The organism is Sideroxydans sp., from assembly GCF_054604835.1.
The window spans coordinates 24229-35661 of the sequence record NZ_JBTSFG010000001.1 but is presented as its reverse complement, the minus strand read 5'-3'; the positions used below and the strand labels follow the sequence as shown (position 1 = coordinate 35661).

Below are 11433 nucleotides of genomic sequence, written 5' to 3'. Positions count from 1 at the left end.
CTGTATCTTCTTCCTTAATTCGAAACGAGCGGGATTATATGACGGAAAGCGCCAGCGACGCTGCGGGAGACGCCTTGTTTACCCGCATCCGGCAGATGGTGGCGGCACGCGGCGTGGATATCCGCCTGCAGCAGGAAGCATCTACACTCAAACTGATCTTTGCCGACGGCCAACGCATCCTGATCAACCTTGATCGACAATCCCGGCATGTGTGGTTGGCTGCGGCGGATGGCGGCAGCGAGTTCGTCCCGCAAGGCACAAGCTGGCTATCACCGCAGCATGGCGAACTGCTCACCCGACTCGGCGAGTTGCTGGAGCAGACCGTCGCCAGCGACCCGCGCAATTCGCGAGCACCGATTCCTGCGTCAGCTGCGGAAACGCCTGTCATCATCCAGCATATCCAGTCCGGCGGCGGGCACGGGCTACGCAATGCGATGATCATCATCTTGCTGGCTGCCGTCGCTTTCTTGCTGACGCAACGACCGGGTCAGCCATCCCCTGCCGGAGAGCCTGCCGCTGTTCAGGCAGAACCTGCGGCATTCGCAGATAGCGAACGTCGCTGTGAAAGTGGCTTCCCGCAAAATGGCAGCACCACCGTCTTTCCCGAGAGTGGCTTGCAGATCGGTGGCACAGGCACCGAACTCACCCTGCACAACGAGCATGCCCACCCTCTGCTGCTGGTACTGACCGCCCCGCGCACCGTCATCCCCTCCTTGTCGGTACTGGTGCATGCACGCCAACATGCAAGCGTACGCATACCGCCCGGACAATACGACCTGATGTTCGCTGCCGGTACGCGTTGGTGTGATGCGCGCAGCGGATTCTCCGATGGGCGCATGCTGAAGTTCAACGACTCGCTCTCGGTTCAGCATGACGCGCCGGTGCGCATCGCTATGCAATCCTCCGGTGCCGGGCCGGAAGATTTTCGCGCGCTGATCTCCACCTTTGTAGCCGCAACACCGCTGCCCACCCCATCGTTCAGCGGTGACGGCAGCATGGCTGTCAAACGCCATGGCAACGGCCACTTCTATCTGCCCGGCAGCATCGCGGGCGTACCTGTCACCTTCATGCTGGATACCGGCGCCTCGGTGACCTCCATCACCAGCGAGATCGCGCGCGAGGCCGGTGTGCGCAACTGCAAGGAGATACAGGTGCAGACCGCCAACGGCAGCACGACCGGCTGCATCGCGCTGGTCCCGCAGATGACACTGGGTAACTTCACACTGAAGAACATCACGGTGGCAGTGATGCCGAACATGGATACCAATCTGCTCGGCGCGAACGTACTGCGCAACTTCCGCGTCGGACAGGACGAAGACACCCTGCTGATCGGGCGCAACTGATAACGGAGAGATGATGACAGAGAGCGAATTCAACACCCTGGCCGACCAGGTCTTCCAGCGCATCGAACACGCGCTGGATGCGACCGACATCGACTACGACAGCAACGGCATGGTGATGGAGATCGAGTTCGATGACGGCAGCAAGGTCATCGTGAACCGCCATGTACCCAACCGTGAGATCTGGCTGGCGGCCCGTTCAGGCGGCTTTCATTTCGGCTGGCAGGACGATAGCTGGATCAACCAGCGCGATGGCGACGAGCTGTATACCAAACTGGCCGCACTGATACAGACCGGATCGGGAAGCGCATTCGAATTCTGAGAGGTTGCCAGATGTCCGGCGGTGCGATCCGCAAGGAGGGGGCCTTTAGTTTCGGACACCTGACGGAAGGAATGTAACCCGGCACGCCCAGCGATGGAATGCGGCATATTGTCGCATCCGGTCAGGATCGCTTCAGCCGACCCTGATATCGCGCAACGCGGTCCTGAGTTCCTTGTGATCCGGACAGACCGATGCCACGACACGCCAGAATGCGGCGGAATGGTTCATCTCCTTCAAGTGGGCCAGTTCGTGTATCACCACGTAATCGATCAAGGGCAGCGACAACTTCACCAGTTGCCAGTTCAGACTGATCACGCCGCGCGCACTGCAGCTGCCCCACTGGGTACGCGCCGAAGACAAGCGTATGGTGCGCGGGGCGACTTCCATCAGCGGCGCGAAATGCGCCACACATTCCTCGAACACCTGTAAAGCCTGTTCGCGATACCACTGACTGACGAGTTTCTCGATACGCTGCGGCGTGGCGACGCCATTCAATTGCAGCAGCAAGCTCTCGCCCTGCAAACATAGCGGCGCGCCGAACAGGTCGGGCACGACACGCAAGGTGATCTCCTCGCCGCGAAACGGGATGGATGCCCCATCCTGCCAGACGATGGGCATCACCTTGGCGACCTGCCAGTTCTCCAGCTTGTCCAGCACCCAGCTCGCCTTGTCCTGCAACACACTGTGCAGCCACTGCTCCGAGGCACGCAAAGGCATGCTCACCGTCAGCCCGCGCTCGTCGATGCGCAGGCCGATACTGCGGCGCTTGCCGCTACGCTTCAATATGTAAGTGATGTGTTGGTCGGAGAGTTGCAGCGAACGCTGCTCGACAGCGGGAGGGACAGGCTTGCTGCGGGAGCGCAGGAACATCATCCCAAACGCGTCATCTCGTCTTCGATCCACGCTTCTGTACGGGCATTGATCTCTTCCGCCTTGAGTCCCGTGGTATCGATGACCGGACCGATCACCATGACGATGGTGCCCGGCTTCTTGATGAAGGCATTGCGCCCCCAGAACTTGCCCGCGTTATGCGCCACCGGCAATACCGGCACCCCGGCATGGGATGCCAGCATCGCCCCGCCGATCTTGTATTTGCCGCGCTGCCCGTAAGGGATGCGCGTGCCTTCCGGGAACAACACGATGCTGAAGCCCTGTTCCAGCTTTTCCTTGCCCTTCTGCAGCAACTGTTTCATCGCCGCCTTGCCCTTGCTACGGTCCAGAGAGATGGGACTGGACAATGCCAGCAACCAGCCGAAGAAGGGGATCCACAACAACTCGCGTTTGGCCACCCAGGCATGGGCCGGCAACACCAGTTGCAGCGCAAGCGTCTCCCAGGCCGACTGGTGCTTGCTCAACACCACGCACGCCTGTTGCGGGATGTTCTCCCGCCCACGCACTTCCATACGGATACCGCAGATCACTTTCAGCAGCCACAACATGCCGGGCGCGAAACCGGACAGCAGGCGGTGACGCATATGCTGGCCGAACGGGAAGATGAACGGCGAGAACAGCGCATAGGACAATGTGTACAGCGCTTGGGCCAGCGCAAAGATGACGGAACGGATCAGATTCATAACAGGCTGGCCGTCACCGCGGCGAGATCGGCGAATATCCGTGTGCCTTCCGGCAGCCCGCCCTTCTCTTTCGTTCTATTTCCCTTACCGGTCAGCACCAGATAGGGGATGGCACCCAGCCGGGCGGCGGATTCCAGATCGCGCAAAGAATCTCCCACCGCGGGTACGTCGCCCAGACCGACACCATAGCGGGCCGATATCTCCAGCATCATGCCGCTCTTGGGTTTGCGGCAACTGCACTCGGCCTCATTGGTATGCGGACAGAAGAAGATCGCATCGATGCGACCGCCCACCTGCGCCAGCGACTTGTGCATCTTGTCGTGGATGGCATTCAGCGTGGGCATATCGAACAGACCGCGGCCGATACCAGACTGGTTGGTGGCGACCACCACGCGATAACCCTCTTGATTCAGGCGCGCGATGGCCTCAAGGCTACCGGGGATGGGCTTCCATTCATCCGGGCTTTTGATGAACTGATCGGAGTCGTAGTTGATGACACCGTCGCGGTCGAGGATGATGAGTTTCATGCCGCGAGCTTGGAGATATCGGCCGACTGGTTCATCAACCGGCCCAATTGTTGCAACAGCAAGGCACGGTTGATACGCAGCGCCTTGTCCTCGCACATCACCATCACCTTGTCGAAGAAATCGTCGACGAAGGATTTCAGCGTGACAAGCGTCTTCAGGTTGTTGCTGTAATCGCCGCGTTCGAAATAGCCGCGCGCCATCGGCGTGATATCCAGCATGGCCTGATACAGCTCGCGCTCCGCTTCATCCTGGAACAATGTCACATCGATGGAGGCAGACAACTCGCCCAACTCTTCGGCGTTCTTGCGCATGATGTTCTGCACGCGCTTGTTGGCAGCCGCCAGGTCCTTGGCCGCCGCCATGGCAGCAAAGGCGCGCACGCCCTGCAAGCGGGGCAACACCTCGTGCAAACGTCCGCCCAACACCGCCAGCACCGCTTCGATATGCGTGCCTTCAAAACTCTGGTCACGCAGATAGCCACGCAGGCGATCGATCATGAAGCCTTCCACATCCGTTGCCACGGTCGCGCTCAACATGCCTTGCGGGAAATTGTCGGCGGTCGCTTTCAACAGTGCGGGCAAAGTCAGATCCAGCGGCGTCTCGATCAGGATACGCAGGATGCCCAGTGCCTGACGGCGCAGACCGAACGGGTCCTTGTCGCCGGTCGGCACCTGACCGATACCGTAGATGCCGACCAGCGTCTCCAGTTTGTCGGCCAGCGCCACAGCGCAAGCCAGCGGCCCCTGCGGCAAGGTATCACCGGCAAAGCGCGGGTGGTAATGCGCCTCGATGGCACTCGCCACTTCCGGCTTCTCGCCATCATGCAGGGCGTAATAATGGCCGATGATGCCTTGCAGTTCCGGGAACTCGCCAACCATGTCGGTGATCAGGTCGGCCTTGCTCAAACGTGCAGCCAGTTCGGCATCCGCCTTGTCCGCACCGAGCAGGCGCGCGATGGTGCCGGCCAGCGTGGTGATGCGTTCCACGCGCTGCAACTGCGAGCCCAGCTTGTTGTGGTAAACCACGTTGCCCAGCTTCTCGACGCGCGTTTCCAGTTTCTGCTTGCGATCCTGATTGAAGAAGAATCGGGCATCGGCCAGACGTGGACGCACCACGCGCTCGTTACCCTCGATGATGTGATGCGGATCGGCGATCTGCATGTTGGACACGATCAGGAACTTGTTCAGCAGCTTGCCCGTCTGCGCATCCAGCAGCGGGAAGTATTTCTGGTTCTGCTGCATGGTAAGGATCAGACATTCCTGCGGCACTTCCAGATACTCCTCTTCGAACTGCCCGACATACACTTCCGGCCATTCCACCAGCGCGGTCACTTCGTCCAGCAAGGAAGAGAGCAGGCTGCGCTCCTCGTTCGACATGGACATCAGCCTGGACTGGTCGAAGTTGGCATGACCGATCCAGATCGCCTTGTTCTCCCCCGCCAGTTGCTCCAGACGCGCCGCGATACTTTCGCGGCGATTGGCGTAGCTGGCGACCACGCGCCCGTCGCGAGCCAGCGTGGCTTCGTAATCATCGGCATGCTCGATACTGACACGCTCGCTGCACAGGAAACGGTGTCCACTGGTGACGTTGCCACTGGTGAGACCCAGCACTTCGGCAGGCACCACGCTGCTGCCAAGCAACACGGTCAAACCGTGGACCGGGCGCACGAACTGGTGTTCCTGATCACCCCAGCGCATCAGCTTGGGCACCGGCAGTTTCTTCAATGCCTGCATGATGATGGCGGAGATATATTCATCCAGCGGCTTGCCCTTCTGCTCGATGCGCGCCACGAAACATTCCGCCTTGCCTTCACCCGCACGCTGCAATTGCGCCAGCGTGACATTGGCCGAACGCATGAAGCCTTCCAGCGCCTTGGTCGGTTTTCCATCCGCATCCAGCCCCGCCGCCACGGCCGGGCCCTTGCGTTCGATGATGCGGTCGGCCTGCTGCGCTTCCACTTCGGTGATGCTCACCGCCAGGCGGCGCGGCGTGCAATACGGCGTGCATGCGCTGTCGTCACCCAGCAGCGCCTGTTCTTTCAGCGCGGCGAACACTTCGTTGGCGAAGGTGGTGGAGAGTTTCTCCAGCACCTTCGGCGGCAGCTCTTCGGTGAGCAGTTCGATCAACAGTGTCTGTTTCATCATGCGCCCTCCCCTTTCTTGCACATGGGGAAGCCCAGCGCCTCGCGCGAATCAAAATAAGCCTGCGCCACCTGACGCGACAGCGCACGCACACGGCCGATATACGCCGCACGCTCCGTCACCGAGATCGCGCCGCGCGCATCCAGTAAGTTGAAGGTGTGCGAGCACTTCATCACCATCTCGAAACCGGGCAGCGGCAGACCGATATCCATCAGACGTTTGGCTTCGCCTTCGTATTCGTTGAAGTGGCGGAACAGCATCTCGACGTTGGAATGCTCGAAGTTGTACTTCGACTGCTCCACCTCGTTCTGATGGTACACGTCACCGTAGGTCACCACGCTGTCGCCGTTCTTCGCCCACACCAGGTCGAACACGTTCTCTACGCCCTGCAGATACATGGCCAGACGTTCCAGACCATAGGTGATCTCGCCCAGCACTGGCTTGCAGGTGAGCGAACCGACTTCCTGAAAATAGGTGAACTGCGTGACTTCCATGCCGTCCAGCCACACTTCCCAGCCCAAGCCCCACGCGCCCAAAGTCGGAGACTCCCAGTCGTCCTCGACGAAACGGATATCGTGCTGGTTGGTGTCGATGCCCAGCGCGCGCAGGCTATCGAGATAGAGTTCCTGGATGTTGTCGGGGGAAGGCTTGAGCACCACCTGATACTGGTAGTAATGCTGCAAACGGTTCGGATTCTCGCCGTAGCGGCCGTCCTTGGGACGGCGCGACGGTTGCACATAAGCAGCACGCCAAGGCTCGGGCCCGATGGCGCGCAAAAAAGTCGCCGTATGGAAGGTGCCCGCGCCGACCTCGATGTCGTAGGGTTGCAGCAGGGAACAGCCCTGCTTATCCCAGAAATTTTGCAACGTTAAGATGACTTGCTGAAAAGTCAGCCCACGGCTGACTTTCGGTGAAGACTCATGCCCGCTTGCGGGCGTGATGTCGGAGCCAAATGTGCTCATATGCATTAATTACCGGCTGGATTTTTCAAAGGAACGCATTTTACGGGTTTTCGGGCACTTGCGTCACCCCGCATAAGGCCAGCTTCGCCATTCTTGGCAGGGTTTTGACCGCCCGTTCGCGCTTTGATGCGGCGGAGCGATCCGCGCATGCTTCGCTATACGCCAACTTTACCGGCAAACGGCTGCGCGTGTATTTCGCCCCCTCGCCCGCATTATGTGCGGCGAGGCGCTTGTCGATATCGTTGGTGATACCGCAGTAGAGCGTGCCATCCGCGCATTGCAAAAGATAGCAGTGCCAGCTCATCTGCGCGGATAGCTGAGCGCAGCGCCCAACATCAAAGCCAGCAATAACAACACTGCGATGTTGCCCCAGCGCACATAGGGCGTGCTGCCGGAATATCCCTGCACCTGGGCCGTGAGCACCCCCTCTTCGTGTTGCGGGAGTTGCGCCAATACCTGTCCATCCGTGCCGATGACGGATGTGACCCCCGTATTGGTGGCACGTAACATCATGCGCCCGCTCTCCAGCGCGCGCATCTGCGACATCTGGTTGTGCTGCACAGCGGCGTTCGATCCACCATACCACGCATCGTTGGTGACGTTGACCAGCAGCGTGGCCTGCGGCAACGGCCGGATGATCTCCTCACCGAACACGTCTTCGTAGCAGATGTTCACCGCTACCAATTGTCCGGCCACGGCCAGCGGCACTTGCGCGTCACCGCCACTAGTTAGATCACCCATCGGTATCTGCAGCACATCGTTGATGAACCAACCCAGCACGCCACGCAGCGGAATGAACTCGCCGAAGGGCACGAGGTGATCCTTGCGGTAATGCTGGCTCTCGGCAGTGCCGAGCGAGTACACGCTATTGAAATAGTGGCCGCCTTCCTTCTCGAACGCGCCGATCAATATGTCGCCACCGTTCTGCCGCACGTGGTCGCGCAATATCTCCTGGTAATAAGCAGGCACGTTGTGGCGCAATAGCGGGATCGCCGTCTCGGGCAGCACGATCAGCCGCGCATCACTACCCTGCGCCAGACGCCGGTATGTCTCCAAGGTGGAGACCAGCTTCTCCTGCGAGAACTTCTCATCCTGCGGGATATTGCCCTGCAGCAAGCTCACCTTGAACGGCTCTCCGATCGGCTGCGTCCATGCCGCCTGCTGCAGCGCCGCACCGGCCAGCCACAGGGCGACCAGACCGCCGAGCGCCAGCTTCCCTGCTGCGTTCCAGCGCACCTGTGACACGAAGAGCAACAGACCAGCGCTCACCGCCACCGCCAGCGACACACCATAGACGCCGAATAGCGGCGCATAACCGATCAGCGGACTGTCGGGCACTTGCGCATAACCGGAGGCCAGCCAGGGGAAGCCCGTGAACAACAGCCCTCTGAACCATTCAGCCAGCACCCACAGCGCGGGCATGACCAGCAACATCTTCACGTTCGGCGATACACGGAAACGCATCAGCGCATAACCTGCCAGCACCAGCGGCGTCGAGGCCAGTGCGGCGAACAGCAGCGTAGCCGTGATCGCCAGCAGCGGATGCATATAGCCGTAATCATGCAGCGCGACATATATCCAGCCGACGCCGAAGCTGAACAGCCCCATGCCGAAAGTGAAACCGGCCTTGGCCGCCTGTGCCGCACGCTCGCAGCGATGCCACACGCGGAACAGAACGAGCAGCGCAACCACGCTCAGGGGAAACATGCCGAACGGTGCGAAGCCGAATACGGCCAGCACACCGGCGAGCAAGGTCTGCATGGAGGGAGAGGTGATGAGTCTGTTCACAATGAGTGGGCGATTAGGTTGATTCGCAGGATTATACGGTGTAACTTCCGCCGCACTTCAACCCCTGCTCCTGCGCACCATGGCCGTCCAATCCGCCCTGTATGACGAGATCAGCACCATGCTGGTCGAAAGCGACCTTTTCAACCATCTGCCATCGGCAGAGCTGCGCACCGCCGCGCACTATTTCAGCATCACCAAACTCGCCGCCGAAGAAGTGATCTTCAATGAAGGAGAGATCGGCAACTTCATGTGCATCGTGCATGAAGGCAGCGTGCACGTGATCAAGAGCAACCAGAACGAAGAACAGATAGAAGTGGTGAAACTCGGCAACGGCCGCGCCTTTGGTGAGATGGCCGTTCTGGACGGCGAACGACGCTCGGCCACCTGCAAAGCGGCCGAAGACAGCGTGGTGCTGACGCTCTCCAAGGAAGCACTGGACAAGATGCTGGAAGAACACCCGCGCATGGCCGCCCGCATCATCCGCGCCATCGCGGTCAGTCTGTCGCGCCGCCTGCGCATGGCGGTGGGGCAACTGGTCGACTACATCGATTAGGCTGCCGATGCTCGAATTCACCGCATACACCAAGATCTTCATCAGCCTGTTCGCGATCATCGATCCGGTCGGCATCATCCCGCTCATCATCGCGTTCACCGCCGGCATGAGCGACCAGCGACGAGAACGCGTGGGGCGCATCGCTTCGGTCACCATGTTCGGCATCCTGCTCGCGGCCCTTTTATTGGGCGAAGCCATCCTGTCTTTCTTCGGCATCAGCATCCACTCTTTCCGCACGGCGGGTGGCATCCTGTTGCTGCTGATGGCGGTCAATATGCTGATCGGTCACAAGGCACCACCGGCCCCCGAAGAGAACAACGACACCGATTCGACGCAGTCCATCGCCATCGTGCCGTTGTCCACACCGTTGCTGGCCGGCCCCGGCGCGATCAGCGCAGTGATCGTCGACGCGCACAAGGCGGATAGCGCCGGCCATTACGGCATGATGTCGCTGGTACTCGTCGCTTTGGGCCTGACCGTCTGGCTGACCTTCCTCGCCGCACCATGGGTCTCACAACGGCTGGGCAAGATCGGCAGCACCATCGTCACCCGACTGATGGGGCTGCTGCTGGCAGCCATCGCGGTCGAATTCATCGCGGGCGGCCTGCGCGGCCTGTTCCCGTCACTAGGTTGAACATGGAAAAGATACGACTCTCAAAACTGATGTCCGAACAGGGGATCTGCTCGCGCCGCGAAGCCGACGACTACATCGCCAAAGGCTGGGTACTAGTGGACGGCGAAGTGGTCAGCGAACTCGGCAGCAAGATATTGCCGACACAGAAGATCACGCTGAAGAAGGCCGCCCAATCGCAGCAGCAGGATCAGGTGACCGTGATCCTGCACAAGCCTGTGGGCTATGTATCGGGTCAGGCCGAGGACGGCTACCAGCCTGCCGTCGTGTTGGTGAAACCGGAGAAGCACTGGAAACTCGACCCCTCATCGCTACGTTTCGAACCGCGCCATCTGAAAAGCCTCGTCCCCGCCGGTCGGCTGGACATCGACTCCACCGGCCTGTTGGTGCTCACGCAGGACGGCCGCATCGCCAAGCAACTGATCGGCGAAGATTCGGACATCGAAAAGGAATATCTGGTACGTGTAGCGGGACGCCTCGCGGCAGGCGGCCTGGAGAAACTAAACTTCGGCCTGTCACTGGACGGCAAGCAACTCAAGCCCGCCAATGTGAGCTGGCAGAACGATGACCAGTTGAAGTTCATCCTCAAGGAAGGCAAGAAACGCCAGATCCGCCGCATGTGCGAACTGGTCGGCCTGAAAGTCACCGGCCTCAAGCGCGTGCGCATCGGCAATGTGAAGCTGGAAAAACTGCCGATGGGTCAGTGGCGCTATCTGCGCGAGGACGAGAAGTTCTAGGAAGCCGCTTCCGCGCCCTGCTGAGTTGAGGGCACTTTCGCCACCAGCAATGCATGCAAGCGGCGGCTGTCTGCATGCAACACGGTGAACTGCCAACCGTCGATCACGAAAATGCTGCCGCGTTTGGGTAGCTGACCGGCAGCCTTGAGCACCAGCCCGCCGACGGTATCGTATTCCTCATCGCTGAATTCCGCCCCCGCCTGTTCGTTGAAGTCGTCGATCTCGGTGTCGGCTTTGACGCGCCAGTGGGTATCGTCCTGACGGATGATGTTGTCTTCATCTTCATCGAAGTCATACTCGTCGGAGATGTCGCCAACGATCTGCTCCAGCACGTCTTCGATGGTGGCCATGCCGCATACGCCGCCGTATTCATCCACCACCAGTGCAAGGTGGTTATGGTTGCTACGGAAGTCGCGCAGCAACACGTTGAGGCGTTTCGATTCGGGCACGAACACGGCGGGACGCAGCATGTCGCGCACGTTGAATTCCTCGCCGGCGTAGTAACGCAGCAGATCCTTGGCCAGCAGAATACCGATGATGTTGTCTTTGTCGCCGTCCACAACCGGGAAACGGGAGTGCGCACGCTCGACCACGAAGGGAATGAATTGCTCGGGTGGCTGACTGATGTCGATGACATCCATTTGCGCACGCGGGATCATGATCTCGCGCACCTGGCGCTCCGACACCTGGATGACACCTTCCATCATGGATAGCGCGTCGGCATCCAGCAAGTTGCGCTGGTAGGCGCTGTATAACAAAGCGATGAGTTGTTCGCTATCTTCCGGCTCACGCAGCAACATCGTGGAGAGCCGTTCAAAAAAGGTGGGTTTGCTACTGCTACTGTCTGAACCGTCCATT

At 60.1% G+C, this 11433-nt stretch carries 13 protein-coding genes; 5 read left to right on the top strand and 8 right to left on the bottom strand.

From position 1 onward, the window contains the following. Positions 1-38 precede the first annotated feature (38 nt). Both ACYCZ5_RS00150 and cyaY read left to right on the top strand, forming a co-directional pair. Positions 39-1343, top strand: a complete 1305-nt coding sequence (locus ACYCZ5_RS00150; RefSeq protein ID WP_461542744.1) for a TIGR02281 family clan AA aspartic protease — start codon at positions 39-41, stop codon at positions 1341-1343. Positions 1344-1356: 13 nt separating this feature from the next. Further along, positions 1357-1662: an iron donor protein CyaY gene (cyaY, locus tag ACYCZ5_RS00145; RefSeq protein ID WP_461542743.1), complete on the top strand. Its 306-nt coding sequence runs from the start codon at positions 1357-1359 to the stop codon at positions 1660-1662. Between the two features lie 132 nt (positions 1663-1794). Here cyaY and ACYCZ5_RS00140 read toward each other — a convergent pair whose 3' ends face one another. Genes ACYCZ5_RS00140 through lnt form a run of 7 tightly spaced genes read right to left on the bottom strand, consistent with a single transcriptional unit; the run spans position 1795 to position 8627 of the window. Then, positions 1795-2535, bottom strand: coding sequence for a M48 family metallopeptidase (locus ACYCZ5_RS00140; protein WP_461542742.1), 741 nt, complete (start codon positions 2533-2535; stop codon positions 1795-1797). After that, on the bottom strand, positions 2532-3236 hold the full coding sequence (locus ACYCZ5_RS00135; RefSeq protein ID WP_461542741.1) for a lysophospholipid acyltransferase family protein: 705 nt from the start codon (positions 3234-3236) through the stop codon (positions 2532-2534). The genes ACYCZ5_RS00140 and ACYCZ5_RS00135 overlap by 4 nt, the downstream gene beginning before the upstream one ends. Further along, a complete protein-coding gene (gmhB, locus tag ACYCZ5_RS00130) occupies positions 3233-3763 on the bottom strand; it encodes a D-glycero-beta-D-manno-heptose 1,7-bisphosphate 7-phosphatase (RefSeq protein ID WP_461542740.1) in 531 nt (176 codons plus the stop codon). Before gmhB ends, ACYCZ5_RS00135 begins: the two co-directional genes overlap by 4 nt. Then, a complete protein-coding gene (glyS, locus tag ACYCZ5_RS00125) occupies positions 3760-5904 on the bottom strand; it encodes a glycine--tRNA ligase subunit beta (protein ID WP_461543343.1) in 2145 nt (714 codons plus the stop codon). Before glyS ends, gmhB begins: the two co-directional genes overlap by 4 nt. Then, a complete protein-coding gene (gene glyQ, locus ACYCZ5_RS00120) occupies positions 5904-6866 on the bottom strand; it encodes a glycine--tRNA ligase subunit alpha (protein WP_461542739.1) in 963 nt (320 codons plus the stop codon). Before glyQ ends, glyS begins: the two co-directional genes overlap by 1 nt. A 40-nt stretch (positions 6867-6906) precedes the next feature. Next, positions 6907-7170, bottom strand: a complete 264-nt coding sequence (locus ACYCZ5_RS00115) for a GIY-YIG nuclease family protein (protein ID WP_461542738.1) — start codon at positions 7168-7170, stop codon at positions 6907-6909. Next, entirely contained in the window at positions 7167-8627 is a 1461-nt protein-coding gene (gene lnt, locus ACYCZ5_RS00110) for an apolipoprotein N-acyltransferase (RefSeq protein WP_461543342.1), read from the bottom strand. The genes ACYCZ5_RS00115 and lnt overlap by 4 nt, the downstream gene beginning before the upstream one ends. Positions 8628-8733: 106 nt before the next feature. Between lnt and ACYCZ5_RS00105 the strand changes: the two genes are divergently transcribed. The 3 genes from ACYCZ5_RS00105 to ACYCZ5_RS00095 are packed head-to-tail and all read left to right on the top strand — an operon-like array spanning position 8734 to position 10575. After that, entirely contained in the window at positions 8734-9207 is a 474-nt protein-coding gene (locus ACYCZ5_RS00105) for a Crp/Fnr family transcriptional regulator (RefSeq protein WP_461542737.1), read from the top strand. A gap of 7 nt (positions 9208-9214) precedes the next feature. Continuing rightward, a complete protein-coding gene (locus ACYCZ5_RS00100) occupies positions 9215-9841 on the top strand; it encodes a MarC family protein (protein WP_461542736.1) in 627 nt (208 codons plus the stop codon). A gap of 2 nt (positions 9842-9843) precedes the next feature. Next, complete coding sequence (locus ACYCZ5_RS00095) at positions 9844-10575, top strand: pseudouridine synthase (protein WP_461542735.1); 732 nt, start codon at positions 9844-9846, stop codon at positions 10573-10575. On the opposite strand, the gene ACYCZ5_RS00090 is transcribed toward ACYCZ5_RS00095, so the two are convergent. After that, positions 10572-11432 (bottom strand): HlyC/CorC family transporter, encoded by an 861-nt coding sequence (locus tag ACYCZ5_RS00090; RefSeq protein ID WP_461542734.1) that lies wholly within the window; start codon positions 11430-11432, stop codon positions 10572-10574. The two genes, ACYCZ5_RS00095 and ACYCZ5_RS00090, sit on opposite strands and share 4 nt — an antisense overlap. Between the last annotated feature and the right edge of the window lies 1 nt (position 11433).

Coding starts and splice junctions, on each gene's coding strand:
- ACYCZ5_RS00150 (WP_461542744.1), top strand. CDS start 39: ATGACGGAAAGCGCCAGCGACGCTGCGGGAGACGCCTTGTTTACCCGC.
- cyaY (WP_461542743.1), top strand. CDS start 1,357: ATGACAGAGAGCGAATTCAACACCCTGGCCGACCAGGTCTTCCAGCGC.
- ACYCZ5_RS00140 (WP_461542742.1), bottom strand. CDS start 2,535: ATGATGTTCCTGCGCTCCCGCAGCAAGCCTGTCCCTCCCGCTGTCGAG.
- ACYCZ5_RS00135 (WP_461542741.1), bottom strand. CDS start 3,236: ATGAATCTGATCCGTTCCGTCATCTTTGCGCTGGCCCAAGCGCTGTAC.
- gmhB (WP_461542740.1), bottom strand. CDS start 3,763: ATGAAACTCATCATCCTCGACCGCGACGGTGTCATCAACTACGACTCC.
- glyS (WP_461543343.1), bottom strand. CDS start 5,904: ATGAAACAGACACTGTTGATCGAACTGCTCACCGAAGAGCTGCCGCCG.
- glyQ (WP_461542739.1), bottom strand. CDS start 6,866: ATGAGCACATTTGGCTCCGACATCACGCCCGCAAGCGGGCATGAGTCT.
- ACYCZ5_RS00115 (WP_461542738.1), bottom strand. CDS start 7,170: ATGAGCTGGCACTGCTATCTTTTGCAATGCGCGGATGGCACGCTCTAC.
- lnt (WP_461543342.1), bottom strand. CDS start 8,627: ATGCAGACCTTGCTCGCCGGTGTGCTGGCCGTATTCGGCTTCGCACCG.
- ACYCZ5_RS00105 (WP_461542737.1), top strand. CDS start 8,734: ATGGCCGTCCAATCCGCCCTGTATGACGAGATCAGCACCATGCTGGTC.
- ACYCZ5_RS00100 (WP_461542736.1), top strand. CDS start 9,215: ATGCTCGAATTCACCGCATACACCAAGATCTTCATCAGCCTGTTCGCG.
- ACYCZ5_RS00095 (WP_461542735.1), top strand. CDS start 9,844: ATGGAAAAGATACGACTCTCAAAACTGATGTCCGAACAGGGGATCTGC.
- ACYCZ5_RS00090 (WP_461542734.1), bottom strand. CDS start 11,432: ATGGACGGTTCAGACAGTAGCAGTAGCAAACCCACCTTTTTTGAACGG.